At 66.6% G+C, this 26866-nt stretch carries 23 protein-coding genes; 9 read left to right on the top strand and 14 right to left on the bottom strand.

The features are described from left to right. The first annotated feature begins 12 nt into the window (after positions 1 to 12). Both BLT71_RS05955 and BLT71_RS05950 read left to right on the top strand, forming a co-directional pair. Positions 13 to 1659, top strand: coding sequence for a DNA repair helicase XPB (locus BLT71_RS05955; protein ID WP_091718431.1), 1647 nt, complete (start codon positions 13 to 15; stop codon positions 1657 to 1659). A 43-nt stretch (positions 1660 to 1702) separates the two neighbouring features. Beyond that, positions 1703 to 2221 carry a DUF427 domain-containing protein gene (locus BLT71_RS05950; RefSeq protein ID WP_091718429.1) on the top strand — a complete coding sequence of 173 codons (519 nt, stop codon included), beginning with the start codon at positions 1703 to 1705 and terminating at the stop codon, positions 2219 to 2221. Positions 2222 to 2242: 21 nt separating this feature from the next. Here BLT71_RS05950 and BLT71_RS05945 read toward each other — a convergent pair whose 3' ends face one another. Both BLT71_RS05945 and BLT71_RS05940 read right to left on the bottom strand, forming a co-directional pair. Further along, on the bottom strand, positions 2243 to 3412 hold the full coding sequence (locus BLT71_RS05945; protein ID WP_091718427.1) for a phosphotransferase: 1170 nt from the start codon (positions 3410 to 3412) through the stop codon (positions 2243 to 2245). Positions 3413 to 3415: 3 nt separating this feature from the next. Then, positions 3416 to 4156, bottom strand: a complete 741-nt coding sequence (locus BLT71_RS05940; RefSeq protein ID WP_091718425.1) for a polysaccharide deacetylase family protein — start codon at positions 4154 to 4156, stop codon at positions 3416 to 3418. Positions 4157 to 4483: 327 nt separating this feature from the next. Between BLT71_RS05940 and BLT71_RS05935 the strand changes: the two genes are divergently transcribed. The 3 genes from BLT71_RS05935 (at position 4484) to BLT71_RS05925 (ending at position 7070) form a co-directional block, all read left to right on the top strand. After that, a complete protein-coding gene (locus BLT71_RS05935; protein WP_056083743.1) occupies positions 4484 to 5194 on the top strand; it encodes a response regulator transcription factor in 711 nt (236 codons plus the stop codon). A gap of 2 nt (positions 5195 to 5196) precedes the next feature. Then, positions 5197 to 6672 carry a sensor histidine kinase gene (locus BLT71_RS05930; protein WP_172829912.1) on the top strand — a complete coding sequence of 492 codons (1476 nt, stop codon included), beginning with the start codon at positions 5197 to 5199 and terminating at the stop codon, positions 6670 to 6672. A gap of 110 nt (positions 6673 to 6782) precedes the next feature. After that, the gene (locus tag BLT71_RS05925) at positions 6783 to 7070 is read left to right on the top strand and encodes a WXG100 family type VII secretion target (protein ID WP_091718423.1); all 288 of its coding nucleotides are present in this window, start codon (positions 6783 to 6785) and stop codon (positions 7068 to 7070) included. Between the two features lie 5 nt (positions 7071 to 7075). Here BLT71_RS05925 and BLT71_RS05920 read toward each other — a convergent pair whose 3' ends face one another. After that, the gene (locus BLT71_RS05920) at positions 7076 to 8209 is read right to left on the bottom strand and encodes a ribonuclease HI family protein (RefSeq protein ID WP_091718421.1); all 1134 of its coding nucleotides are present in this window, start codon (positions 8207 to 8209) and stop codon (positions 7076 to 7078) included. 255 nt (positions 8210 to 8464) lie between these two features. Here BLT71_RS05920 and BLT71_RS05915 point away from each other — a divergent pair, with 255 nt between their 5' ends. After that, positions 8465 to 9775, top strand: a complete 1311-nt coding sequence (locus BLT71_RS05915) for an ABC transporter substrate-binding protein (RefSeq protein WP_091718419.1) — start codon at positions 8465 to 8467, stop codon at positions 9773 to 9775. Between the two features lie 89 nt (positions 9776 to 9864). Here BLT71_RS05915 and groL read toward each other — a convergent pair whose 3' ends face one another. From groL to BLT71_RS05890, 5 genes are all read right to left on the bottom strand, one after another. Beyond that, positions 9865 to 11493, bottom strand: a complete 1629-nt coding sequence (gene groL, locus BLT71_RS05910) for a chaperonin GroEL (protein WP_091718417.1) — start codon at positions 11491 to 11493, stop codon at positions 9865 to 9867. Positions 11494 to 11782: 289 nt separating this feature from the next. Beyond that, on the bottom strand, positions 11783 to 13054 hold the full coding sequence (locus BLT71_RS05905) for an ABC transporter substrate-binding protein (RefSeq protein WP_091718415.1): 1272 nt from the start codon (positions 13052 to 13054) through the stop codon (positions 11783 to 11785). After that, on the bottom strand, positions 13054 to 13260 hold the full coding sequence (locus BLT71_RS05900) for a cold-shock protein (protein WP_015936110.1): 207 nt from the start codon (positions 13258 to 13260) through the stop codon (positions 13054 to 13056). The genes BLT71_RS05905 and BLT71_RS05900 overlap by 1 nt, the downstream gene beginning before the upstream one ends. A 186-nt stretch (positions 13261 to 13446) precedes the next feature. Further along, on the bottom strand, positions 13447 to 14091 hold the full coding sequence (locus BLT71_RS05895) for a LytR C-terminal domain-containing protein (protein ID WP_091718413.1): 645 nt from the start codon (positions 14089 to 14091) through the stop codon (positions 13447 to 13449). Positions 14092 to 14136: 45 nt separating this feature from the next. After that, positions 14137 to 14490 carry a DUF3263 domain-containing protein gene (locus BLT71_RS05890; RefSeq protein ID WP_091718410.1) on the bottom strand — a complete coding sequence of 118 codons (354 nt, stop codon included), beginning with the start codon at positions 14488 to 14490 and terminating at the stop codon, positions 14137 to 14139. A gap of 132 nt (positions 14491 to 14622) precedes the next feature. On the opposite strand from BLT71_RS05890, the gene BLT71_RS05885 reads away from it, so the two are divergent. Together BLT71_RS05885 and BLT71_RS05880 are read left to right on the top strand one after the other, a co-directional pair. Next, positions 14623 to 15393, top strand: a complete 771-nt coding sequence (locus BLT71_RS05885; RefSeq protein ID WP_091718408.1) for a uracil-DNA glycosylase — start codon at positions 14623 to 14625, stop codon at positions 15391 to 15393. A 14-nt stretch (positions 15394 to 15407) separates the two neighbouring features. Continuing rightward, entirely contained in the window at positions 15408 to 16247 is an 840-nt protein-coding gene (locus BLT71_RS05880; protein ID WP_091718406.1) for a siderophore-interacting protein, read from the top strand. A gap of 81 nt (positions 16248 to 16328) precedes the next feature. Here BLT71_RS05880 and BLT71_RS05875 read toward each other — a convergent pair whose 3' ends face one another. From BLT71_RS05875 to BLT71_RS05865, 3 genes are all read right to left on the bottom strand, one after another. Next, positions 16329 to 17864 (bottom strand): threonine/serine exporter family protein, encoded by a 1536-nt coding sequence (locus BLT71_RS05875; protein ID WP_231994461.1) that lies wholly within the window; start codon positions 17862 to 17864, stop codon positions 16329 to 16331. 52 nt (positions 17865 to 17916) lie between these two features. Next, entirely contained in the window at positions 17917 to 19230 is a 1314-nt protein-coding gene (locus tag BLT71_RS05870) for a peptidoglycan bridge formation glycyltransferase FemA/FemB family protein (RefSeq protein ID WP_091718404.1), read from the bottom strand. A gap of 108 nt (positions 19231 to 19338) precedes the next feature. Beyond that, a complete protein-coding gene (locus tag BLT71_RS05865; protein ID WP_091718402.1) occupies positions 19339 to 20412 on the bottom strand; it encodes a lipid II:glycine glycyltransferase FemX in 1074 nt (357 codons plus the stop codon). Between the two features lie 217 nt (positions 20413 to 20629). On the opposite strand from BLT71_RS05865, the gene BLT71_RS05860 reads away from it, so the two are divergent. After that, the gene (locus BLT71_RS05860) at positions 20630 to 21175 is read left to right on the top strand and encodes a TspO/MBR family protein (protein ID WP_091718399.1); all 546 of its coding nucleotides are present in this window, start codon (positions 20630 to 20632) and stop codon (positions 21173 to 21175) included. Positions 21176 to 21224: 49 nt separating this feature from the next. Here the strand turns inward: BLT71_RS05860 and BLT71_RS05855 are convergent, their stop codons facing one another. The 3 genes from BLT71_RS05855 to gcvP are packed head-to-tail and all read right to left on the bottom strand — an operon-like array spanning position 21225 to position 26709. Then, positions 21225 to 22682, bottom strand: a complete 1458-nt coding sequence (locus BLT71_RS05855) for an L-serine ammonia-lyase (RefSeq protein WP_091718397.1) — start codon at positions 22680 to 22682, stop codon at positions 21225 to 21227. Positions 22683 to 22688: 6 nt separating this feature from the next. After that, positions 22689 to 23837, bottom strand: a complete 1149-nt coding sequence (gene gcvT, locus BLT71_RS05850) for a glycine cleavage system aminomethyltransferase GcvT (protein ID WP_091718394.1) — start codon at positions 23835 to 23837, stop codon at positions 22689 to 22691. Further along, positions 23830 to 26709 carry an aminomethyl-transferring glycine dehydrogenase gene (gene gcvP / locus BLT71_RS05845; RefSeq protein WP_091718392.1) on the bottom strand — a complete coding sequence of 960 codons (2880 nt, stop codon included), beginning with the start codon at positions 26707 to 26709 and terminating at the stop codon, positions 23830 to 23832. Before gcvP ends, gcvT begins: the two co-directional genes overlap by 8 nt. Between the last annotated feature and the right edge of the window lie 157 nt (positions 26710 to 26866).

Genomic DNA, 26866 nt, shown 5'->3' with positions numbered 1-26866 from the left:
GGACTGTCCTGCGTGAACGACGGACCCCTGATTGTCCAGAGTGACAAAACCATCCTGCTCGAAGTGGACCACGAGCTCGCCACCGAGGCCCGGCATGCCATCGCGCCGTTCGCGGAGCTGGAGCGGGCACCCGAGCACATGCACAGCTACCGGCTCACGCCGCTGGGGCTGTGGAATGCCCGCGCGGCCGGGCTGGACGCCGAAAGGGTCTTGGACACGCTGCTGAAGTATTCCCGCTTTCCCGTACCGCATTCGCTCCTGATCGATATCGAGGAGACGATGTCGAGGTACGGGCGGCTGCGCCTGGAGAAGGATCCCCAGCACGGGCTGGTGATGCGCACCGACGACTATCCGGTGCTGGAGGAAGTCATCCGGGCCAAGAAGATCCAGCCGCTCCTTGGGCCGCGGATCGACGGCGAGACAGTAGTGGTCCACGCATCGCAGCGGGGCCAGCTGAAGCAGCTCCTGCTGAAGATCGGCTGGCCGGCTGAGGACCTGGCCGGGTACGTTGACGGCACCCCACACCTCATCGCACTGAACGAGGATGGCTGGCAGTTGCGCCCCTACCAGCGGCTGGCCAGCGAAAACTTCTGGTCGGGCGGCAGCGGCGTGGTGGTGCTCCCCTGCGGTGCCGGTAAGACGCTGGTGGGCGCCGCGGCCATGGCCACCGGATCCACCACCACGCTGATCCTGGTGACCAACACGGTGGCCGCGCGGCAGTGGAAGGACGAACTGCTGAAGCGCACGTCCCTCACAGAGGATGAAATCGGCGAATACTCCGGCGCGCTGAAGGAAGTGCGCCCCGTAACCATTGCCACCTACCAGGTCCTGACCACCAAACGCGGTGGCCTGTACCCTCATCTGGAACTGGTGGATGGCCACGACTGGGGCCTGATCATCTATGACGAGGTGCACCTCTTGCCGGCTCCCATCTTCCGGATGACCGCGGACCTTCAGGCGCGCCGCCGCCTGGGCCTGACCGCCACCCTGGTCCGTGAGGACGGGCGCGAGGGCGAGGTCTTCAGCCTGATCGGGCCGAAACGGTACGACGCACCGTGGAAGGACATCGAGTCCCAGGGCTACATCGCACCGGCGGACTGTGTTGAGGTACGGGTGGACCTGCCGAAGGACGAACGGGTTGCCTACGCCATGGCCGACGACGCGGACAAATACCGGCTGTGTTCCACCTCCGAGTCCAAATCCCTGGTGGTGGAACAGCTGGTGGCACGGCACGCCGGCGAGCAGCTGCTGGTGATTGGCCAGTACATTGACCAGCTCGACGACCTCGGCGAGCGCCTGCAGGCACCCGTCATCAAGGGGGACACTTCGGTCAAGGTGCGGCAGCGGCTCTTTGATGCTTTCCGTGCCGGGGAGATCCAGACGCTCGTGGTATCCAAGGTAGCCAACTTTTCCATCGACCTGCCGGAGGCATCGGTGGCCATCCAGGTGTCCGGTTCGTTCGGGTCCCGCCAGGAGGAGGCACAGCGGCTCGGCAGGCTGCTGCGGCCAAAGAAGGACGGGCGGGCGGCACGCTTCTATTCTCTGGTGGCCCGCGACACGCTGGACCAGGAGTTCGCCGCCAAGCGGCAGCGGTTCCTGGCCGAGCAGGGGTACGCCTACCGGATCATGGACGCCAAGGACGTGGACCAGCCCGGGTAGGGCTGACGTGCCGGGCCCACGCGCCCGGGTGCACACTGGAAGCATGCGGCAGAGCAAACGTCCATCGCTTCCCACCCAGCCCGTGGTTCCCGGTCCCGGCCAGGAATCCGTGTGGGACTATCCGCGCCCGCCGCGGGTTGAACCCGGCTCCGGTCGGATCCGGATCTTCCTGGGCGGAGAACTGATCCTCGACACCACGGACTGGCTCAGGGTTCTGGAAACCAGTCATCCGCCCGTCTACTACCTTCCGCGCGCGGCGTTCCTTCCCGGCGCCCTGGAGCCCGCCCCGGGAACCAGCTGGTGCGAGTTCAAGGGCCGGGCCGAGTACTTCACCGTTCGCGGCGGCGGCCGGTCCGCAGAGCGGGCCGCCTGGTCCTACCCTCAGCCCCTCCCCGGCTACGCGGAACTGGCAGGCCGGGTGGCTGTCTATGCGGGGCCGATGGACCGCTGCGAGGTGAACGGCGAAGTTGCCCGCCCCCAGGCCGGGGGCTATTACGGCGGCTGGGTCACCGACAACGTGGTGGGGTCGTTCAAGGGTGAGCCCGGCACGCTGGGATGGTGAGTCCGGCTGCCCTGGCACAGCCTACAGGCCCAGCGCGTCCAGCCGTCCCAGGATGAAGCGGACCATGTCCAGCCGCCCGGCCACCACGTCCTCCAGCCCGGGGCGTGGCGCCGCCAGCTGGTCCAACGGCAGTGCGGACAGGCCGGTGAACACGGCCATGGCTGCGGCGTGGCCGCGGGCGACGGATGACGCATCGGGTTCGGTTCCGGCCTCGGCCATTCCATTGCAGTAGGCGTCCACGCACAGCGGCGCCAACCGGACAAGGTCGCTGCCCGGCATGTCGCCGTCGTTGACCCGTCCGGCCAGGAGCTGCGCCAGGTCGAATCCGGCCGGGCCCCTGCCGAAGTTTCCCCAGTCGATGAGGATGAACGCTTCGTCCCCGACGTTGGATGCGCCGGCCAGCAGGTTCTGTGGGCTGGCGTCGCCGTGCATGGGGAACTGGGGCAGGGCCACGAGCACGTTTACCAGGTCCGGGGCCCTCCCTGCCAGGCTACGCAGCCCACTGATGACCGCGGGGTCCGCAGCGCCGGCCACCACCGGGTGCCGCCACACGTCGTCGTCCATGATCGCCGGGATAAGCAGCTGCGTTCCGACGCCCTCGAGGAAGAACTCCAGGCGCCGCGATGTCGTGGCATCCGGCACTGCCGTGACGCACGCATCCACGTCCGGGCTGCCCGCGAGGCCGCCCAGGACAAAGGCCGCCTCCGCAAACTGCTCATCGCTCCACCCCTGGGCACCGTCGTCGTCCACGTCCTCCAGCCAGATGAGGATCCGCTGCGCATCCAGCTCGGTGATCCGGAATGCCTCGGGCATCCGGGCGTTGAAGGGCAATGCTGTGCTGACCCCGGCGGCGTACGCCTGCGCTTCAGTGCGCCACGGGTAGCGCTCCGCCAGTTGCCCGCGGAACTCCGGAGGTACAGCCTGGATGCCGGGCCACAACAGTGGCGACTGGGTGAGCTTTGCAATAACGCTGAAGGGTACGGGTTCCGCTGCGTTGGCTGGTCCGGCCTGCTGTGCCGTTCCCTGGATCCGCCAGAGCCCGCCCGTGGTCATGTTGGCCCCGGGCTGGATGATGCTGTGTGCCTGGGCCCGGATGACCACCATGCCGCGCCGGCCCAGGGCAGCGTCCACCACTGCCGGCAGGTCCTGGCGCAGCAGGGAGGGGACGGCCAGCTCCGCCGCGTCAATCACCGGCTAGGAGCCGGCCGGGGGAACCACTACGGCGGGTGAGCCCTCGTTGAGCGGGTTGGCGGTGGCGGAGGGAGCCACTACCCCGAATTCGTAGCCCTGGGCACGCAGCGCGTCGATGGTGGTTGCGAGGTATGTCCACTGTGAAACCGGGCAGGCCAGGACGTCTTCGGCATCATGGAGCAGGATGATCGCCCCGGGTGCTGCCTCATCCATGACGAACTTCTGGACTCCGGCAGCCCCCGGGCACTCAAAGTCACCGGGCTGGCCGATGTGCCAACGCCAGAGGATCCCGCCGCTCATGCCGATGGTCCGCAGGTAACTCGCTGCGTACGGGGTGCTGTTGCCGAACGGGAACCGCATGAGGCGGGGCGTCTCACCTGTCACGGCCCGGATGGCCGCATTCGTGCTGTCTATCTGCTGCTTTTGGTCCGCCTGGCTGATCTCGAGGAAATCGGCGTGGTTCCACGAGTGGTTGCCGATGACGTGCCCCTCGGCCTTGATCCGCCGCACGAGGTCAGGGTACAGCTGCGCGTTGGCCCCCTGCAGGAAGAACGTTGCCTTCACGTTCTTCGCCTTCAGGACATCCAGGACGTAAGCCGTGCGCTGTGGCGACGGCCCGTCGTCGAACGTCAGTCCAACCAGGGGTTCGTCGGCTGCCTGCGCGGCCTGCGTGGGGCCGCCCGCCAGCAGGGCGATGACAAGGGCTCCTGCGCCCAGGGCCATGGTGGCAAATTTGCTCTTCATCGTGCTGATCCTCCCTTGCCCAAGGCTGCCCGCAACCTTCCTAGATGAGCACCATACGGCGGCGTTTAAGGCACTGTAAACAGCCCCCGGCGACACGTGGGGAACGCCCGCGCGGACGGGTAGGAGGCAGTGGGGCGGGCCGTAAAAGAGGGGGAAGCCGGCGGCTGGGAGGGGGCACTCCACCCTTGTGGGCCCGCGCGGCAGGTGGGAGCATTTCCCGCCTCTTTCGGGCATGGGAGGATTCCGCCTGCGGCCGCGCCGAAGATACGCAACGTTCTTCCATGGAACATCCAGACAACTCCCAGAGACTGGGAGCATGATGGGAACATGAACAAGAACGGCCCCGAAGCGAAGCTCCTCGTTGTTGACGATGAACCCAACATCCGTGAGCTGCTGTCCACGTCACTGCGGTTCGCCGGCTTCGAAGTAGTGTCCGCGGCCAACGGCCGCGACGCCCTGGCAGCCGCCGACGCCCACGCGCCGGACCTGGCTGTCCTCGACGTCATGCTTCCGGACATGGACGGGTTCACCGTCACCCGCCGGCTGCGTGCCTCGGGCAAGCACTTCCCGGTCCTGTTCCTCACCGCCAAGGACGACACCGAAGACAAAGTCACCGGGCTTACCGTGGGCGGGGACGACTACGTCACCAAGCCGTTCAGCCTCGACGAGGTGGTGGCGCGCATCCGCGCCGTGCTCCGCCGCACGCAGCCGCTCCTCGACGACGACGCCGTCATCCGGGTGGGCGACCTCGAGCTCGACGACGACGCCCACGAAGTGCGCCGCGGCGGCACCGTCATTGAACTCTCCCCCACCGAGTTCAAGCTGCTCCGTTACCTGATGCTGAACCCCAACCGTGTGCTGTCCAAGTCGCAGATCCTGGACCACGTCTGGGAGTACGACTTCAACGGCGACGCCTCCATCGTGGAGTCCTACATTTCCTACCTGCGCCGCAAGGTGGACATCGATCCCGAGGCCCCTGCCCTGATCCAGACCAAACGCGGCGTGGGCTACGTGCTCCGGACGGCCGAAAAGCGCTGACCTTGCTGAAACGGTGGAAGTCCTCATCCCTGAGGACGCAGCTGGTGGCCATGATCATGGCCCTGCTCATTGTCGCCCTGACGGTGACCGGGGCAGGGACCCTGGCGCTGCTGCACAGCTACCTCCAGGGCCAGGTGGATGACAAGCTCAACGCCGCAGTCGACCTGGCCCAGCAGCAGCAGTCGTTTTCACAGCTGCAGGGCTCCAGCCCGGAGGTCCCCACGGACTATTCGCTGCTGCTCTATGGCGCCGACCAGCAGCCCCTCCGGCTCGGCGGCGACGCCGACAACCACCCGGACATCAAATCCATCACCACCGAACAGGCCCAGGCCCGGGGCCGCGTCCCGTTCCAGGTGGGCGGTACCGACGGCCAGAACTGGCGGGTTGTTGCCGTCACGGTGCTTTCGAACAACCGCCCGGCGGTGGTGGTCATCGGACTTCCGTTGGAAGGCGTGGATGACGTCCTCAAGCATGCCACCCTGGTGGTCACGGGCGTCGGCCTGCTGACGCTCCTGCTCGCCTCACTGATTGCCAGCTGGACCGTCTCGCGCTCCTTCCGGCCGTTGGCAAGGGTGGAAAAGACCGCCGCCGCCATCGCCGCCGGAGACCTGTCCCGCCGCGTGGACGTCGAGAACCCGGCCACCGAGCTGGGCCGGCTCAGCAGCTCACTGAACGCGATGCTGGCGCATATCGAGACGGCCTTCGCAGCCCGCACTGCGTCCGAGGCACGGATGAGGCGTTTCGCTGCCGATGCGTCGCACGAACTGCGGACCCCGCTGGTGACCATCCGCGGCTTCTCCGAGCTGTACCGCCACGGAGCCCTGACCACGGACGAGGACGTTGCCACCGCCATGGGGCGGATCGAAAGCGAAGCCAAGCGCATGGGATCCATGGTGGAGGACCTCCTCCTCCTGGCCCGCCTGGACGAGCAGCGGCCGTTGCAGCAAAAGCCCGTGGACCTGCAGCTCCTCGCACATGACGCGGTGGTGGACACCCAGGCCAGCGACCGGTCCCGCGTGATCTCGCTCGCCGGGCTCGACGACGGACCGGCCAAGCCGGCACCGGCACTCGGCGATGAGGCCAAAATCCGGCAGGTGCTGGGAAACCTTGTGGGCAACGCCCTGCGCTACACCCCCGAAGGCAGCCCCATTGAACTGGCTGTCGGCGTGCGGACGGTGGACGGGCAGGCGCGCTCCGTGGTTGAGGTGCGGGACCACGGCCCGGGCATCTCCGAGGAAGACGCATCCAAGGTCTTCGAGCGTTTCTACCGCGCAGATACCTCGCGTACACGGGACACGGGCGGCAGCGGCCTGGGCCTGGCTATCGTTGCCGCGATTGTTGGTTCACATGGCGGGTCGGTCCGCGTACAGGAGACAGAGGGCGGGGGCGCCACCATGGTGGTCAGCCTGCCGTACCGGGACGAGGCCGCGGCGGACAGCGAGGACGAGGTCAGCGACGGCAAGGTTATCCACATATAGCTCCGTGGCCGTGGCCCACCGTCCTGCCCGTCCCTAGGCTCGTTTCAGCGGCCCGGACCAGCCGGGCCAGGGCAACCTGCGTTGCCCCGCCGCGAGCGAAAGGCACAGCCATGAGCATCATCTCCGTCGATACCGAACTGCTGCAACTGAAGTCGGCCAGCGTCCAGGCCACCGTGGACAGGATCAGCACCGACGTCCAGACCATGAAGCGCGGCCTCGATGAGCTCCAGGGGTCCTGGCGGGGCTCCGCGGCCACAAACTTCCAGGCCTTGATCACCGAGTGGACCATCACGCAGGGCAGGGTGGAGGCCTCGCTGGCCTCCATCAATGCGGCGCTGGCCTCCGCGGCCGCCACCTACGCGCAGGCGGAACAGGGAAACACGCAGCGCTTCAGTTAGGCCGCTTATGCCTCCGGCGTGCCCTGGTGGAACCGCAGCCGCCAGCGGCCGCCGTCGAGGACCCACAGTGAGCTTCTCAGGGTGGTGCCGGAGCGGGCGAAGCTTCGGTAGGTCAGCAGTACAGCGCTGGTGCCGATGCGGTCGGTCCCGAGGATCTCGATGTCGGTCCGCTCCCCCGGGTCCTCCTCCAGGGCCATCATCATGGCATCCCGGGTCCAGACCCGGCCTGAGCTGCCGATCTCCATGAAGTCGGGGTGCAGCAGTACGGCCGTGCGGCCCATGTCGCCGCGGACAAGGGGGCCCAGGAGTTCACGCTCGAGTTCCTCCACCTGCGCTTCAGCCGATGGCTCCGCCGCGGCCGGTTCGGTGTCGAAGGCTTCGCTGCCCAGCTCACTGAAGAGGTCCGGTTCGCTGAAAAGCTTCGGGTCGCCGAACAGTCCCGGGTCTGTGAACAGGTCCGGCTCGGCCTTGGCGGCAGGCCGTGCGGCAGCTGGGGACGCTGCCGAGCGCTGCGGTGCTGAATGCTGCGATGCTGCACGCTCCGATGTGGCAGGTTGCGCCGCCGAGCGCTGCGATGCTGCGCGCTGATCGGACGTCTGCTCTGCGGCAACCCGTGCGGTGGCAGTCTGCGTGCCGGCCTGCGCTGTCGCGCCGCCTCCGGCTTCGTGCTGGTGGCCCGGGAATCCCGGCCCGGATCGGGCAGCAACCCCCTGCTGGTAAGCCGTTGCTGCCGCCCTGGCCCGCTCGTCGGCTGCCTCGTTGAGGTCGTGGCCGGCATGTCCTTTTACCCACTCGAAGGTGTATTTGCGCCCTGCAAGCTCACGGTCGAGTTCCTTGAGGAGCTCAACGTTGAGGACCGGCTTGCCGTCTGCCTTGCGCCAGCCCTTCCGCTTCCAGCCGGGCATCCACTTGGTGATCGAGTTGATGACGTACTGGCTGTCGCACAGGATGTGGAGATCCTCCTGCCGGACGTGCGCGGTTGCGCGCAGCAGGTCCAGCACTGCCATCAACTCGCCCTGGTTGTTGGTTCCGTGGGGCCACCCGCCCGCCCGCCAGCACTCCTCATTCACGTACCAGGCCCATCCGGCAGGGCCAGGGTTTCCCAAGGCCGAACCGTCAGCCGCTGCAGTAATCGTCACCGGTCCATCCTGCCAGACCGGCCCGACAATGCCTGAACGCCGCCGGGAACAGCCGGGACCGTGTGGAAAGCGGAAAGCCCAACAGGATGACGGAAACAATTTGGGAAAACGTTTACCCAAAACTATTGACTGCCCGTGACCAACAAGGACACAATCACTGTATCGAATGAGAAAACGCTTTCTCACTCTGGCGGAACGGCACGGATGCCGGCGCAACGCCCGGGGAAAGCGCAAAGATTTCAGGAAGGCACATCGATGACGATTCCAACCGTAAGCCGCCGGAGGTTCCAGCTGGGAGGTGCAGCTTTGGCAATTACGCTGCTGGCAACAGGCTGCGGCGCCTCGGGCAGTTCAGGCAGCGGCGACCAGGTCACACTGCGGTTTGCCTGGTGGGGCAACGAATACCTCAACGCCCAGACGGAGAAGGTCATTGACGCCTTCGAAGCCAGCCACCCCAACATCAAGATCGAGTCAGAGCCCGGCGAATGGGGCGGCTATTGGGACAAGCTGGCCACCAAGACCGCTGCCAATGATGCGCCGGACGTTATCCAGATGGACCAGAAGTACATCGCGGAGTACGGCGGGCGGGGCGCACTCCTTGACCTGTCGAAGCAGGAGGGAGTCGATACGTCCAAGCTGGACAAGGAGGCCCTCGCCTCCGGACAGTATGATGGCGCCCAATACGGCCTCAGCACCGGGCAGAACGCCTACGTCATCATGGCGAACACCAAGGTCTTCGAGGCTGCCAACGTCCCGGTCCCGGACGATACAAAGTGGACCTGGGACGAGTTCCTGGACATTGCAGCCAAGATCAGCGCCTCCGGCGACGGTAAGACGTACGGCGCGGCCTATGGCAGCAATGAGGCGGACCTCATCATCTGGCTGCGCCAGCATGGCCAGAACCTGTACTCGCAGGACGGGAAGCTGGACTTCGATACCGCTACCGCAGCATCGTTCTGGGAGCGGCTGAAGGAGCAGCGGGATTCAAAGGCCAGCCCTCCGGCCACGGTAGCAACGGAAGACTCCGGTGCGGGCCTCGAAGAAAGCCTCTTCGGCACCAACCGCGTGGGCATGGCCTGGTGGTGGACCAACCAGCTCGGCTCCCTGGAGTCCACCACGGCCAGCCCCATCAAGATGCTCCGTGCGCCCAGCCAGGACGGCGCGTCAGCCAAGAACGGCATGTACTACAAGCCCACCATGTTCTGGTCCGCTTCGTCCCGCTCCAAGCATCCCAAGGAAGCGGCCGCCTTCATCGACTACCTCACCAACAGCCCGGAAGCGGGGGCCATCCTGATGACGGACCGCGGTGTGCCCACCAACGCTGCGATCGTGGAAAGCATCACGCCCAGCCTGAAGCCAGCCGACACCACCGTGGTGTCCTTCCTCAAGGACATCGCTCCGGACATCAAGGAAGCACCCCCTGTTCCGCCGGTGGGTGCGGGCAGCGTGCAGAACGTGATCAAGCGCTACACCGACGAAGTGCTGTATGACCGGCTGACTCCGCAGGCGGCCGCCGACGCCTTCAAGAAGGAAGTCGAAGGAATGCTCGCCAGCGCGAAGAAGTAATTCCGGCAGCACAGGAAACGGAAAATGCGGCCCCCTCAGAAGAGGGGGCCGCATTCGTGTTTCAGCGGGACAGGTCCCGGCGGGGAGGCTTAGAAGCCGCCCATGCCGCCCATCTCGTCGCCGCCGCCAACGGGGGCAGCGTTCTTCTCGGGCTTGTCGGCAACAACAGCCTCGGTGGTGAGGAACAGGCCGGCAATGGATGCCGCGTTCTGCAGGGCAGAGCGGGTCACCTTGACGGGGTCGTTGACGCCGGCTGCCAGCAGGTCGACGTACTCGCCGGTTGCTGCGTTCAGGCCGTGGCCTGCGGGCAGGCCGCGGACCTTGTCAACCACAACGCCGGGCTCGAGGCCGGCGTTGAAGGCGATCTGCTTCAGCGGGGCGTCGATGGCAACGCGGACGATGTTGGCGCCGGTTGCTTCGTCGCCGGAGAGCTGCAGGTTGGCGAATGCCTTGGCACCGGCCTGGATGAGGGCCACGCCGCCACCGGCGACGATACCCTCTTCAACGGCAGCCTTGGCGTTGCGCACTGCGTCTTCGATGCGGTGCTTGCGCTCCTTGAGCTCAACCTCCGTGGCGGCACCGGCCTTGATGACTGCAACGCCGCCGGCCAGCTTGGCCAGGCGCTCCTGCAGCTTCTCGCGGTCGTAGTCGGAGTCGGAGTTCTCGATCTCGGCGCGGATCTGGGAAACGCGGCCGGCGATCTGGTCGGCGTCGCCTGCACCCTCGACGATGGTGGTCTCGTCCTTGGTGACGACAACCTTGCGTGCCTTGCCCAGGAGTTCCAGGCCGGCAGTCTCCAGCTTCAGGCCGACTTCCTCGGAGATGACCTGGCCGCCGGTGAGGACGGCGATGTCTGCGAGCTGGGCCTTGCGGCGGTCGCCGAAGCCGGGAGCCTTGACGGCTACGGACTTGAAGGTGCCGCGGATCTTGTTGACGATCAGCGTGGCCAGGGCCTCGCCCTCGATGTCCTCAGCGATGATCAGCAGCGGCTTGTTGGACTGCATGACCTTTTCCAGGACAGCAACCAGTTCCTTGACGTTGGAGATCTTGGAGTTGACGATCAGGATGTACGGATCCTCGAGGACCGTTTCCTGGCGCTCGGCGTCGGTGACGAAGTAAGCGGAGATGTAACCCTTGTCGAAGCGCATGCCTTCGGTGAGTTCCAGCTCCAGGCCGAAGGTGTTGGATTCCTCGACGGTGATGACGCCTTCCTTGCCGACCTTGTCCAGGGCTTCGGCAATGAGGGCACCAATTTCATCGTCACCGGCAGAGATGGAGGCCGTGGCGGCGATCTCTTCCTTGGTTTCGATTTCCTTGGCGGAGTTCAGCAGTTCGGCGGTGACGGCGTCGACGGCCTTTTCGATGCCTCGCTTGAGTGACAGCGGGTCGGCGCCGGCTGCAACGTTGCGCAGGCCTTCCTTGACGAGGGCCTGGGCCAGCACGGTAGCCGTGGTGGTGCCGTCGCCTGCGACGTCGTCAGTCTTCTTGGCAACTTCCTTGACCAGCTCGGCGCCGATCTTCTCGTAGGGATCGTCCAGCTCGATCTCCTTGGCGATGGAAACACCATCGTTGGTGATCGTGGGGGCGCCCCACTTCTTTTCGAGGACGACGTTACGTCCACGCGGGCCGAGGGTGACCTTAACGGCGTCGGCGAGGATGTTCAGGCCCCGCTCAAGGCCGCGGCGTGCCTCTTCATCAAATGCAATGATCTTGGCCATAACGGCAATAGTCCTTTCGGGACAGTCGTTAAGAATGAACCTCAGCTGCAGTGCCCGCGACGGACGGTTCCTGAACGGCGGCCTCTGTATGCCTCCGCGTGGGAACCTCACTCCAGTAAGGTGTTTCTTCGCTCCTCGGCCGGTGCCGGGCGCCGCCGGCTGAACCGGGCGTTGCCTTTAGCAGTCGGTGCGTCAGAGTGCTAACTCAATAATTAGCACTCCCCCGGTGAGAGTGCAAGCGAAAGAGACCCCCAGGGACGCGTTTGGGGCCCGTATTCGCCGAGGGCGATCAGCTGCCGTTGCGGCCGGCGGTTTCGTGTCCGGTGGCCGTCGGAATGTTGTCGCTGCCATAGGTGAAGACCGTAAAGGTGGCGGAGGTGATGTCCCCGTTGGTGTCGAACGCGATGGGACCTGACTCGCCGTCGTAGTTGATGCCGCCCCCTGAGGCGAGGCCGGGCAGGCAGTCCTTGTAGGTGGTGCAGGCCGCCGCTGCCGTGGCTTGGGATTCCGTGGCGGTCCCGCCGGAGACTGCCACGAGGTTGGCAGCAATGGAGGGGCCGGCGTCATCCTGCGCACGCGCCGCCGCCAGGGCGGCAAGAGTCACCGCATCGAACGTTTCCGCGGCATACGAGACATCCTTCAGTCCGTCGTCCACACCCAACAGGCGGGCCTGGAAGGCGGCGCTGGGAAGCTGACCGGACACAACGGCCCTGGCGCCGTCCAGCGCCTTGGTGCCCAGTTTCGATCCGTAGCGCGCGAATGCTCCATCGCTCAGCAGCAGGCTGGCCCCGGAGACCCCCGCGTTATTGAGCTCAGCCAGTGCCCCCTGCGACCCTTCGCGGGCAACCACGACGACGGCATCCGGCTTCGCGGCCCCGGCTTTCCGGGCGGCGTCCCCGGCCTCGCCGGCAGCGAACCCGGCGTTGTCCAGGACCTGCAGCCCGGCCCCTGAGGCGGCGTCGGCGACTGCGGCAGCAACTTCCTTGCCGTAGGTACCCTCCTGGTGGAGGATGGCGATGGTTTTGGCGCCCCCGTCCTTGGCGAGCTTGGCCAGGACGGGTCCCTGCGCAACGTCCGCGGCCGTGGTCCGGAAGTAGTAGCCGCCCGACTCGGCGCTGCTGAGGCCTGCGGCGGTGTTGGCGGGCGATATCAACGGTGTCCGCGCCCGGGACAGGACATCGATGGCCTCGGTGGCGTGGCTTGAATCGGTGGGGCCGATCACCACGTCCGCCTTGTCGGAGACCAGCGCGTGCGCCTGCGCGGCAGTGTCCCCGCCGGCCTGGACGGGAAGGAGTTCCACGGGCCTGCCCTTGTGGCCGCCCGCGGCATTGATTTCCCGTACGGCGAGCTGGGCCGCAGCGAGCTGGGAGGTATTGAGGAAGCTGCTGTCCCCGGCGTTGTCCAGGATCAGCCCTACACGGAGGACACCGTCCCCGGATGCTTCAACGGTGTCCACGCGGGCATTGCCGGTGACTCCGGAGCAGGCGCTGAGGGCTAGGACGGCAGCAAGTGATGCGGCAAGCACCGGTCGACGGCGGGCCGCCGGGCGGGAAGGATGCATCACTCGGCGGGCCGGACGCTTTCGGCCTGCGGGCCTTTTTCGCCCTCCCCGACTTCAAGTTCCACCCGCTGGCCCTCATCGAGCGCCCGGTAGCCTTCGCCCTGGATGGCCGACCAGTGCACGAAGATATCGTCCCCGGAGCCGTCCACGGTGATGAAGCCGTAGCCCTTTTCGGCGTTGAACCATTTGACGGTTCCCAGTGCCATGATGACCCACTCTTTCCGTTGAGACCGGAGGACCCCTGCTGCGGTGCCGCGGCGTTGACGTGCATTGCAGGGACCGGGCAGAGGCCTGGATTTCACTCTAGCCAAAGGCTGCCCAGTCCTGCAGGCGGGCCGGCAGGAGCGGCGGTAAACGTTATTCAGGCGTGACCGCCGGCACTTTGTCCAGGATTAGCGGTAGCCCGGACCCAGGACGACCACCAACGGCACCTGGAAATCGGTGCTTGCCACTACGGTGGGCACGCCCAGCAGGTTGGCCAGCTCGCGCGCATTGGCTGCCTGGTCCGCTCCGGAGTAGTACACCGTGGAGCCCTGCTGCGGGGCGCCGGCCCAGTTGCCCACCTGCCCCAGCGTCCAGCCTGCCGCCTTCACCGTTCCGCCCACCCGGCTGGCGAGTCCGGATGTTCCGGCAGCGTTGTAAACGGCTACCGGCTGGGTCTTGTCCAGTTCCGGCCCGGCAGACTCTGTGGCGCTGGGCCCGGGTTCCGGCTCAGTGGTGCTTTCGGCGCTGGGATCCGTGGAGGGCTGGGCCGTTGCCGACGGTTCGGACGCCTTGTCCGCAGCGGCGGAAGGCGTGGCGCCTGTGTCAGCCAGCGGCGCCTCGGACACGACAGCCGAGGCCTGGCTTTCGGTACCGCCAAGGCCCAGCTTGGGAAGGATCAGGAAGGACACCAGGCCGATGGCCAGGGCAGCAATGCCAACGGCAAGGATGGGCCACAGCCGCACGCGGGACGGTGCGGTGGCCGTCCGGTGGACACCTTGTCGCGACGCCGTCTCCGGGACCTTGTCGAATTCATCGCGGGCGTATTTGGTCATGGTGGGATGGATCCTTGCTGGTGGCTGCTGAAAAGGCGGGGCGTCCTAGGCGTCGGATCCCAGGCGCCGCGCGGTGCGTGCACGGTGGCGCGACGTACGTAGTCTACGCAATCGCTTAACCAGCATGGGATCGTGGGCCAGCGCATCTTCCCTGTCGATCAGGGCATTCAACACCTGGTAGTAGTGCGTTGCGGAGAGGTCAAAAAGTTCCCTGACGGCCTGTTCCTTGGCTCCGGCGTACTTCCACCACTGCCGCTCCAGGGCAAGGATCTGCTGCTCACGCTCGGTCAGCGGAGAATCCTTGAGGGTGAAGTCCGCCAACAGTGAGTTGGCCTCGCCGTCTCCCCCGCCGCCCTCCGGCGGGTAACCGGTCAGATGTTCCCGGGCCGGTTCAGCCACGGCGCACTCCTTCGCTGGTTACGGAAAATGTCTCACCCCCATGCTACGGACGAATAACAGCCTTGTCATTTGGCATCCCGCTCCGGCCACCGGCCCCGTTCCGCACGTAAGGCGCCCTGCAAGAATGGGACGGTGGCTGAATCAGATGCGTTGTTCGAACTGGAACCTGAGCCCCTTCCCGGCGGCGGCTTCGCTGACCTTGCGCGGCAGCCGCTGGAGCAGCTTGTTGCCCCGGACTGGGCGGCCGCCCTTGCCGGCGTGGAAGCCGAACTCCGGCAGGTGCTCGCGTTCCTGGGAACGGAGGAAGCCGCCGGGCACCACGTCCTCCCGGCGCCGTCGAACGTCCTGCGTGCCTTCCGCCAACCCTTGGCGGACGTCAAAGTACTGATCGTCGGGCAGGACCCCTACCCCACGCCGGGACACGCCGTCGGCCTCTCCTTCGCCGTGGACGGGCAGGTGCGGCCCATCCCCCGCAGCCTTGCCAACATCTACCGGGAACTGGAAGCCGATCTTGGCCTGCCGCCGCGGATCCATGGCGACCTCTCCGCCTGGGCCGGCCAGGGCGTGCTGCTCCTGAACCGGGTCATGAGTGTCCGCGCCGGGGCGGCCGGATCGCACCGGGGCAAGGGCTGGGAGAGGATTACGACGGCGGCCGTCACCGCCCTCGCGGCCCGCACGTCTGCAGACGGGTCGCCCCTGCCGCTGGTTGCGGTGCTGTGGGGCAAGGACGCCGAATCGATGCGCCCGCTGCTGGGAGGCCGGCCGGCGGTGTCCAGCGCGCATCCCAGCCCCCTGTCGGCGTCCAGGGGCTTCTTCGGTTCCCGGCCCTTCAGCGGGGTGAACCGGCTGCTGCAGGAGCAGGGGGCCGAGGCCGTAACCTGGGAACTCCCGCCTTTGCCCTAGCTTAGGCTTGCCTTATGAGCACTGTTCCCGCCGCTGCCGGCACCCCGAAAAAGAGCCGCCCCCAGGTCACCCTCACGGTGCTCAGGAGGGAGTCACTGTCCCCCCATATGGTGCGGATTGTGGCCGGTGGTGACGGCTTCGCCGATTTCGTGAACAACAGCTTTGCTGACCGGTACATCAAGATCATCTTCCCGCAGCCCGGTGTGGAGTATCCCGCCTCCTTTGACCTGGCCACCATCCGCGAAACCATGCCGCGGGAGCAGTGGCCCACCACCCGCACCTACACCATCCGCCGGGTTGATCCTGGGGCGCGCGAGCTTTCCATCGACTTCGTAGTCCACGGGGATGAGGGGCTGGCCGGGCCGTGGGCGGCTGCTGCGGAACCCGGCGACACCCTGACGTTCACCGGCCCCGGTGGCGCATACAACCCCAACCCGGACGCCGACTGGTACCTGTTCGCCGGTGACGAAGCCGCATTGCCGGCCATCGCAGCGAGCCTGGAAGCCCTGCCTGCGGACGCCACGGGGCTGGCGTTCCTTGAAGTGGATACCGAGGCGGACATCCAGCCCGTTTCCGCCCCGGCCGGAGTACGGGTCCAGTGGCTGGCCCGCAACGGGGAACCGGCCGGCGCCAGCCGCTTGCTCGTGGACGCCGTGGCCGGCGCGGAATGGCCTTCCGGGACCGTGGACGTCTTTGCCCATGGAGAGCGCGGCTACATGAAGGCGCTGCGGGATGTCTTCTTCGCCCAGCGCGGACTTGAGCGCAGCCAGGTCTCGCTGTCCGGCTACTGGGCCCAGGGCCGGGTCGAGGATGTCTTCCAGGCGGAAAAGAAGCTCCCTGTGGGAAAGATCTAGCGGCACATCCGGCGCGAACCGGGAAACAAAAGCGCGCCCCGGGCAGGAGCCCGGGGCGCGCTTTTCTGGTCTGTCCGGAGCCTAACGGCGCCGGGCGCGCCGGCGTTCGTTGCTGGCCAGGCTGCGGGTGAACGGGCGGGCCAGGGTGTCGCCAAGGACGATGCCGCCCGCAGTGCCCAGGACGATGGCCCCGGCGCTGAGCATCCCGCCGGCACCGAGCAGGATTTCCGAGTCCTCTATGGTGAGCACGTACATGGACCGGAAGATCGTCAGGCCCGGCAGCAGGATCAGCGCTGCGGGGACTGCCACCACCAGCTGCGGGGCCCCCATGCGCAGCGCCAGCACCCGGGCCAGCAGGCCGATCACCACGGCCGCCAGGGCGGGCGCGAACCGGTCACCGATGCCCAGCAGGCCGCCGCCCAGCAGCACCAGGTAGCCGATGACTCCCACGGCCGCGGTGGGCAGCAGCAGCTGCCAGCTGGTCTGCTCGGTGATGCCGATGGCCATGACGGCCACCGCCACGAAGATGATGAGGACCCACAGGTCGTAGGCGGGCGGGAACGTTTCGGTGACGTCGATCCGCTGCGCCCCGGTCAGCTCGCCCACCACGAAGGCGACGGCGATGCCCGCCACGATGGCGCCGAACGTCAGGAGCGTTGAAAGGAACCGTCCGGCCGCCGTGACGGGGAAGCCGTTAATGGCATCCTGCACCGAGGACACCAGGCGGCCTGTGGGCAGCAGCAGGAGGATGCCGCCCACCACCACGATGGCCGGTGACTTGGTGAGGCCGAACTGCCAGAGCAGCAGCGCCAGCTGGGTGACCACGAAGGAACAGCTCGCCGTGATGAAGAAGTCAGGGACGCGCCAGCGTCCCAGCTGGCGGGCCAGGAGGCTGATGCCGATGTTGGCTGCGAAGGCGATGGCGGACGATACCGGGCCGCCGCCAAGCACGCCGACGAACACGGCCGCGAAGACACCGAAGGCCGAGGTAACCATCCACCGCGGGAACGGCTTGGGGCTGGTAATGATTTCGTTGAGCCGCCTGATGGCCTCGTCGCGGCCCACTCCCCCGGCCACGATGTCGGTGACCAGCTGGTGCACCCTGGCCAGGCCGGCGTAGTTGTTGGTCCAGGACCGGACCACGCGCAGCAGTGCGATGGGCGGCTGGTCCTTGGGGGCGTAGTTGATGCCGACGGACTGGTTGGTGATGTCCACCTCGACGTACTTCAGACCCAGCGCGGCCGTGACGGCGATAATGCTGGTCTCCACTTCGAGGGCGCCGGCGCCGTAGCGGAACATGGTTTCAGCGAGGTGGAGGACAAAGTCCAGGGTCTTGCGGGCGGACGCATCCACGCCGCTGACCTGGATGGTGGGGTTGGCGTACGGGCTGCCGGTCAGCCTGTCCACGATGCTCATCGGCGCGGTGGGAGGGTTCTCGCCCTGGACGAGCCGGCGCAGCATCTTCTTCGCCGCAGCGTTCTGGCGGACCTGGGCGGCCGTCAGCGGTTCGGTTTTGGGCAGGGCTTCGGTGCGGGGCAGCGCCCGGGCCGGCCCCGTGGGCGGACGGTCCTTGGCGCCGGTTGGTTGAGCTTTGGGATGATCGCGCCGGTCGGCCATGATCTCCTCCTCCCTGGTGCGCTGGTGTGGTGCGCTGGTGCGGATATGTGGGTCAGGCGCGCTTAATCGGAAGCTTGCCCAGCAGGGTGCGGGCAGCGCCGGCGGCGGACCTGGCCAGCCTGTTGGCGTGGAAGGCGGCGGGACGGACGGGCATCACAAAGTCGCCCACGAGTTGGACCACTTCACCGCCGAAGCCCTTCTTGAATTCGTAGCCGCCGTGGCCTTCCTGGTCCTGCCCGGAGATGCCGAAGGTTCCGTAGAAGTTGTACCTCGGGTATCCCTTCTCAAGGGCGTGCAGCATCATGCCCCAGTACAGCGAGGTGGCGCCGTTGAAGTAGATGTAGTCCTGCACGGTGCCGCCGATGACGCACACCACTTCATCGCCGTAGCAGACGAAGTGGATGGCGGCCACGGTGGCCACACCCACCGAGTCCGGGAAGCGTTCGATGTCCTTGAGGCTGCGCTCGTAGCTGTCCACCAAATCCTGGACCACTTTGAGCCGGTTGGCCTTCTTCTTGCTGCCCGTCTCCTCGACCTCGCGCCGAAGTTCGGCGGCCGTGGCCGATTCGGCGTCGAGCCGTTCGGTGATGGACTTGCGGTAGGCCGGGATGTCGATCTTGGCCATCATGAGCTTGGTGAACTCTGGCGAGGTGGTGCGGAGCAGGTTCTCGTAGTACTCCCGTTCCCGGTAGACGAAGCCCTTCTCGTCCCCGGCCCGGCTCAGCGCGCCGTAAAAGTCGTCCAGTGTTTCCAGCGTGGCCTGCTCCAGGAACACACCGTTCTTTTCGGCCTTGCGGATGGCTTTTCGGGTGCGGTAGCTGGTGCCCATGATCAGCTCTTCCGGGTCCGCGATGCCCTGGAGGTTCTTGACGAACATCCAGTTGACGTTCACGAAGTTCATCTCCAGGCCCTGGTGCCGGAATCCGAGGCCGCCGAGCCGCGCCACCAGCGGCCGGTTGTCCGTGGTTTCCGGGTGCTCGGCCCCGTCCTCGTCGCGGGCAATGTACTTCAGGTTCGGTGAGATCCGCAGTTCGGCAGCTTTTCGCTCGGCCGCGCGCTTGCGGAGAAGTACGACGACGTCACGCACCAGGGCAGGGTCCGTGTAGTCCATCAGGGGTCCCTTGGCGCATTCGCACATGGTGTACCCGAGCCGGGTGGTGGTGAAGTTCAGTTTCCCCGCGGCCACGAGTTCTCCGTTGCGGCGGATACCGAACAGTTCCACCTGCTGTCCGCGGGCGCGCTGGAAGCGGCTGAAATCGGCCGACTGCAGGAAGCTGTTTTGCGGATGCTTGACGGCGAAGGCCTCAAACTCGTCGTCGCTGAGGACCGTGTATTCGGGAGCGGTGGTGGTGGAAACCTGGTTCAAGGGATTACCTTCTCTGGAACTTGTCGCGGGCCTGCCTGGCAGGTGCTGGGGCGGGAGCGTGGTCTTCCGTGCCGTGGGGTTACCGGGCAGCGGACCGGCGGGTCGTGGTCAGTAGAACTGCTGGCCGGTGCGCGCCGTTTCAATGCGGCGGAACACCCGCTCACCGCCCTTGACCCACAACCGGTGCCGGAGGGGTGAAAGAACGTAGTCGTGGCACCCCACAAAGTCCGTGACGGTCTTGGTGAAGCTGGTCTTGAACATCCCCATGCCGTACAGGTTGTGGCTCTTGTCCTTGATCCGGGATGCGGGAGGCGTGCCGCAGAAGTCGTATTCGGTGCAGCCCAGTTCCTGCATCCTCCGGATGGCGGACCACTGGACCAGGTGGGAGTCGCCGTACTGTTTACGGTTTTGCGTGGAACCGCCGTCCTTGTAGGTTGCCTTGGCACCGTAGTTGATGACGAACGCGCCGACGCTGGGCTTTCCGTCTTCGTAGGTGAAGAAGAAGTTGCCCTGGCCGCGGTTGCAGAATTCGTCCCAGAACTGCGCGTAGTACTCGTAAGTTCGCAAGGGCATGGATCCCTTGGCCTTTACGGTGTCGGCCATGAGGTCGTAGAGGGCACGGTAGGTTTCCGGCCCTGGTTCCCGGCGGACTACCTCGCAGCCTTCCCGTTCGGCTCGCCGGACGGCGTTGCGGGCGCGGGAGGAGATGGCCTTGAGGACTTCCTCGTCAGTGCCGGAGATGTCCAGCAGCGCCGTGGAGTCGTTGGACTGGATGTTGGGGGCCTTGGCCAGGCCGGCCGCCGCCAGCGTGGCGCGGGCAGCATCGGAATCCACGATGTCCGGTTCGATCTTGATGGTGAACACGTTGAGCTTCCGCTCCCGCACCAGGGCGGCACAGGACTCCAACGCCGCTTTGAGGTGGCCGGCTTCGGCGAGGTCCGGGCCCTTGATGAGGTACCAGAGCCGTCCCAGCAGCGGGACGGCCTTCTCCAGGACCAGGTTGTAGCTGGCGGTCTCGCCGCCTTCCAGCACCAGGAAGCGGACCTTCCAGCCGCTGCCGTTCTTCACGGAGGCGTAGGCCGCCGACTGCAGCATGTTGCCGCCGTTGGGGTTGGCCGTGACGTGCTTGTCCCAGTTTTCAATTTCCTCGGCTGTGGCAAAACGTGCGGTGAATTCTGGCAAGGGGGCCGTGTCCAATCGGGGTTGATGCTCGGTGCTGTTCTCGGTGCTGCTGTTGCCGTTCCTGCGCGGACATGCAGCCTCAAGTCTAAAGCCTTGGGCGGCACGGGCCGTGCCCCGGGGACCCGCCCGGGGGTCTGCCAGGCGGCCGTCCGGCAGGCCCGGGACGCCTCCGCGCGCCTGCCTTGACTCGCGAACGGCCATTCGCAAGGGTGGTGAGATGGAGCCAAACACGGGACAGTCCACCTTGCCGTCGGAGCGAAAGTTCCGTCCGTACCGGCCGGCGGTCCAGGTGGCCGCACTGGCGGGTTTCCTGGTGGCATCCTTCCTGGTGGCGGGCCTTGGCGGACTCGCTTCCACCAGCAACGTCGACGGCTGGTATGCCACTGCCGAGAAGGCCCCTTGGACGCCGCCGAACTTTGTCTTCGGCCCCGTGTGGACCCTGTTGTACACGGCCATGGCCGTGGCCGCCTGGCTGGTGTGGCGCAAACGCACCGGGCGCACGCGTCCGGCCATGATTGCCTACGCCGTCCAACTGGTCCTGAACCTCGCCTGGACCCCGATGTTTTTCGGGCTCTACCCCACGCTGGGAACGCCGGCGCTGTGGCTGGCCCTGGTGATCATCCTTGCGCTGATCGTCGCCGTCGTCGTCACCATCCTGTATTTCGGCCCCATCAGCCGAACTGCCGGGTTGTTGCTGCTGCCCTACGTGGCGTGGCTGGTGTACGCCTCAACACTGAACGTGTGGGCCGCCATCAACAACTAGCGTCCGCCGAGCCGTAGCAGGCCCGGGCCATGACGGACCGGGCTGGTTGTCAGCATTCGACGACGTTGACGGCGAGGCCGCCCATGGCGGTTTCCTTGTATTTGGAGGACATGTCCTTGCCGGTTTCGCGCATGGTGATGATGACTTCGTCGAGGGAGACCCGGTGGGTGCCGTCGCCCCAGAGCGCCATCTTCGCCGCGTTGATGGCCTTCGCCGCGGCGATCGCGTTCCGCTCGATGCACGGGACCTGCACCAGCCCGCCGATCGGATCACACGTCAGGCCCAGGTTGTGTTCCATCGCGATTTCCGCGGCGTTCTCCACCTGCGCCGGGGTGCCGCCCATGACCTCAGCCAGTCCCGCCGCCGCCATCGACGACGCCGAACCGACCTCGCCCTGGCAGCCCACCTCGGCACCGGAAATGGACGCCTGTTCCTTGTAAAGCACCCCCACGGCACCGGCGGCGAGCAGGAACCTGGCCACCACACCGTCGCGGTCCTCCTGCGTGGCCTGGTCCATGCCCGGGGCGAAATGCAGCGCGTAATACAGGACCGCGGGAATGATCCCGGCCGCCCCGTTCGTGGGGGCCGTGACCACACGCCCGCCGGAGGCGTTCTCCTCGTTCACGGCCAAGGCCACCAGGTTCACCCACTCCTGCCAGTACCTCGGGTCATGGAAATCCTGGTCCGTAAAGTCCAGGTCCTGGCTGTCCACGCCCGGACGGGCGCATTCCTTCTTCAGCCGGTCGAACCAGTCCGGGGCGCGGCGGCGGACCTTCAACCCGCCCGGCAGCACCCCCTCACGCTTCAGCGAGGTCGCGACGCATGCCTCCATCACGGACCAGATGTGCAGCAGCCCCGCCCGGATCTCCTCCTCGGTCCGGGAGGACTTTTCGTTGACCAGCATCACATCACTGATCCCCAACCCGGTGTCCGCGCAGTGCTTCAGGAGTTCCGCGGCGGTCCGGAACGGCAGCGGCAGCTCCTTCTTGGACTCATCCAACTCCTGCTGCGCCGCGTCCTCCTCGCCCTCACGGACAATGAACCCGCCGCCAACGGAGAAGAACGTCGCCGCGTGCAGCACCGCCCCGTCCGCGTCCGAAACGGTGAACGTCATCCCGTTCGTATGCCGCGGCAACACCGTCAACGGCCGCAACACCATGTCCTTCACCCCATACGGCAGCTTCACGCCATCCCCGCCGCCAGCCCCGGCCAGGTTCAGCGTCCCGGTCTCAGCGATCGCGGCAAGCCGCTCCTCCACCTCAGCAGGCAGGATCAGTTCGGGGTGAAACCCTTCCAAACCCAGCAGGACCGCCGTCATCGTCCCGTGCCCATGCCCCGTCGCAGCCAACGACCCATACAGATCCACCCGCAACGAAGCCACCCGGGACAACACCCCGGCACCCCGCAACTCCTCCGCAAACACCGCAGCAGCCCGCATCGGCCCCACAGTATGAGACGACGAAGGCCCAATACCGATCGAAAACAGATCAAAAACACCAACAGCCATGACGTCCTACTTGGTGCGCTTGTAGAACGGCAGCTCGACCACTTCGAACGGTTCGGCCTTGCCGCGCAGGTCGACGTCGAGGGCTGTTCCGGGGGCGGCGTGTTCGACGTCGACGTAGGCCAGCGCCACCGGGTAGCCGAGGGTGGGTGAAGGCTGTCCGGAGGTGACTTCGCCAACCACTGCCCCGTCCTTGAGGACCGGGTAGTGGGCACGGCCGGCACGGCGGCCCAGGCCCTTCAGGCCCACCAGGCGGCGGCCGGTGGTCGATCCCGCGCCGGCCTCCTTCTTTTCTGCCAGCGCTGCCTTGCCCACGAAGTCGCCTTCCTTGGACAGCGCGACGACGGGACCGAGTCCGGCGGAGTACGGGTCGCCCTGCAGGGAGAGTTCGTTGCCGTACAGGGGCATCCCGGCTTCCAGGCGGAGCGAATCCCGGCATGCGAGGCCCGCCGGGGTGAGCTCCCCGTCGTCGGCCACCGCGAGGAGTGCCTGCCAGAGTCCGACGGCGTCATCGTTGGGCACGAAGATCTCAAAGCCGTCTTCGCCGGTGTAGCCAGTGCGGGCCAGCAGGAGGGTGAGTCCGGCTCCGTTGACCAGGAACGGGACTTCCACCGCGGCGTAGTACTTCAGCCCGGTAACGTCTGCATGCTGGGCCGCGGGGACCAGCCGGAGCAGGAGGTCCTGCGCCTTGGGTCCCTGGACTGCGATCAGCGACGTTTCTGCCGAGGCGTCCTCCACAGTGACGTCGAAGCCGGCCGAACGTTGCTGCAGGGCCTCGGCAACTACTTTGGCGTTGCCTGCGTTGGGGACCACCAGGAAGCGGTCACCGCCCGCTGCCGGGGAAGGGCGGCGGTAGGTAATGAGGTCGTCGATGATGCCGCCGTCCGGAGTGCAGATCAGCGAGTACTTGGCCTTGCCCACCGGCATGGCCGAGATCTTTCCCGCCAGGGCGTAGTCCAGGAACGCTGCGGCGTCCGGGCCGGTGACCCAGACTTCGCCCATGTGGGAGAGGTCGAACAGGCCCGCACCGTTGCGCACGGCGTGGTGCTCGGCAAGCTCAGAGCTGTACTTCAAGGGCATCTGCCAACCACCGAAATCGGTGAAGGAGGCGCCAAGCTTCTGGTGCTCGCCGTAAAGGGCGGTGTGGTTCTCAGTCATGGGAGGCCTGGTTTTCGACGTCGGTGTTGTCCTCGAACGCTTCGAGAGGCGGGCAGGAGCAGATGAGGTTGCGGTCGCCGGCTGCGCCGTCGATGCGTCCCACGGGCGGGAAGTACTTGTCCTGCTTGTGGTGTGCCGGGAATGCGGCCTGCTCGCGCGGGTAGGCACGGTCCCAGTCGGAGCTCACGACGGCGGCAGCCGTGTGGGGTGCACGCCGGAGGGGTGAGTCTGCAACAGCAAAGTCGCCGTTGGCCACCTGGTCGATTTCCTTGCGGATGGTGATCATGGCGTCGATGAAGCGGTCGATCTCGGCCAGGTCCTCGGACTCGGTGGGTTCGACCATCAGGGTCCCGGCCACCGGGAAGGCCAGGGTGGGGGCGTGGAAGCCGAAGTCGATCAGGCGCTTGGCCACGTCCTCAGCGGTCACCCCGCTGCGGGCGGTGAGTTCGCGAAGGTCCAGGATGCACTCGTGCGCCACGAGCCCGCCTTCACCGGTGTAGAGCACGGGGTAGAACTCGTGCAGCCGGGCAGCAACGTAGTTCGCGGCCAGCAGCGCGGACTTGGTGGCCTCGGTCAGGCCTTCCCCGCCCATGAGCTTCACGTACGCCCAGGAGATCGGCAGGACACCGGCCGAACCGAACCGGGAAGCGGAAATCGCGACCCCGTGACCCTCTTCATGGGCGGCCTTGTTGGCATCGCCGGGCATAAACGGTGCCAGGTGCGCCTTCGCCGCGACCGGGCCGACGCCAGGCCCGCCGCCGCCGTGCGGGATGCAGAACGTCTTGTGCAGGTTCAGGTGGGACACGTCGCCGCCGAACTTACCCGGCTGCGCCAGGCCCACGAGCGCATTCAGGTTCGCGCCGTCAATGTAGACCTGGCCGCCGGCCGCGTGCACGGCATCGCAGACCTCACGGACATCCCCGTCATAGACGCCATGGGTGGACGGGTAGGTGATCATGATGCAGGACAGGACGTCCTTGTGGGTCTCGATCTTGGCCGTCAGGTCATCGTGGTTGATGGTGCCGTCGGCTGCCGTGGCCACAACAACCACCTTCATGCCGGCCAGGACCGCGGACGCGGCATTGGTGCCGTGCGCCGAGGCGGGGATCAGGCAGACGTTGCGCTGCTGATCGCCGCGGGAGTGGTGGTAGCCGCGGATCGCCAGCAGGCCGGCGAGTTCGCCTTGGGAACCGGCGTTGGGCTGGATGGACACCTGGTCGTACCCGGTGATCTCGGTCAGGTCAGCTTCCAGCCCGGTGATCAGCTCACGCCAGCCTTCGGTCTGGGAGTCCGGGGCGAACGGGTGGATGGAGGCGAACTCCGGCCAGGAGATCGCTTCCATCTCGGCGGTGGCGTTCAGCTTCATGGTGCACGAACCCAGCGGGATCATGGTCCTGTCCAGCGCCAGGTCACGGTCGGACAGGCGGCGGATGTAACGCAGCAACTGCGTTTCGGACCGGTGGGTGTTGAACACCGGGTGCTCCAGGTAACCGGAGGAACGTTCGACGGCGGCCTCCAGCCCGAAGCCTTCAGCGGCCCCTACGGAGGCACCAAAGATGTCCGCGACATTGGCGACGACGGCCGCCGTGGTGGTTTCATCCAGGGAGATGCCCACGGTATCTGCGTCGATGGAGCGCAGGTTAATGCCGCGCGCTTCAGCATCGGCAATAATGCCGGCAGCGCGGCCGGGCACTCGAACGGTGACGGTGTCGAAGAAGCTCTTATGGAGGACATCCACACCGGCGGCCGCGAGGGAGGCCGCCAGGGTGCGGGCGTGGCCGTGCGTTGTTTCCGCGATCGCTTTCAGGCCGTCCGGGCCGTGGTACACGGCGTACATGGAGGACACGATGGCCAGCAGCGCCTGCGCGGTGCAGATGTTGGACGTGGCCTTCTCGCGGCGGATGTGCTGCTCGCGGGTCTGCAGGGCCAGGCGGTAGGCGGGAACGCCGGCGTCGTCCTTCGAGACGCCCACCAGGCGGCCGGGCAACGAACGCTCCAGTCCCTTGCGGACGGCCATGTAGGCAGCGTGCGGGCCACCGAAGAACAGCGGCACGCCGAAACGCTGTGTGGAGCCGACAGCGATGTCCGCGCCCTGCTCGCCCGGAGGAGTGATCAGCGTCAGCGCCAGGAGATCGGCGGCCACAGTGACCAGCGCTCCGCGCTCCTTGGCGGCGGCGATGGCTTCAGCCTGGTTGAAGACGCGGCCGGAGGCGCCGGGCTGCTGGAGCACGATGCCGTTGATGTCACCCTCTGGCAGACCCTGGGAGAGGTCAGCTACCTCCACCTCGAAGCCGAGCGCCTCGGCCCGGCCCTTGACGATGGCGATGGTCTGCGGCAGCACGTCGATGTCCAGGACGGTCTTGCCGTCTGCGGCAGGCTTGGCCTTGTTGGCGCGGCGCATCAGCAGGACTGCTTCCGCCACAGCCGTCGCTTCGTCCAGCAGGGACGCGTTGGCAATCGGCAGGCCCACCAGGTCCTGCACCATGGTCTGGAAGTTCAGCAGCGCCTCCAGCCGGCCCTGCGAGATCTCTGGCTGGTACGGCGTGTAGGCGGTGTACCAGGCCGGCGCCTCAAGGATGTTGCGCCGGATCACGGCCGGGGTGATGGTGTCGTAGTAGCCTTGGCCGATCAGCTGGACGGCGGTCCTGTTCCTGCCCGCCAGCCGGCGCAGCTCGGTCAGGACCTCAACCTCGCTGAGGGCGTCCTGCAGCTTCAGTGCCGTCTCCTGGCGGATGACCTGGGGAACGGCGGTATCGACCAGGGAGTCAACGCTGTCGTAGCCCACAGCCTTGAGCATGGTGTCGACGTGGTCCTGGCGCCGGGCGCCGATATGGCGGTCGACGAAAGTGGTGGAGGCTGAACTAACCGTCACGGGGGAACTCCAGATACTCAGGCGGCGCAGGGTACGCCACAGCGATTCGGGTCCCTCCCCGCTCTGTATTGGACCTGAGAGTTTCCGCGGCGCCTGCATGGACAGGACCCGCTTGCACCGTCGGTGAGCACAACGGTCCGGCACCCGATCACGGGTG

It is taken from the genome of Pseudarthrobacter equi, assembly GCF_900105535.1.
Classification (GTDB): domain Bacteria; phylum Actinomycetota; class Actinomycetes; order Actinomycetales; family Micrococcaceae; genus Arthrobacter; species Arthrobacter equi.
The sequence above is the reverse complement of the archived record's forward strand: the minus strand, read 5'-3'. Positions and strand labels throughout refer to the sequence as shown.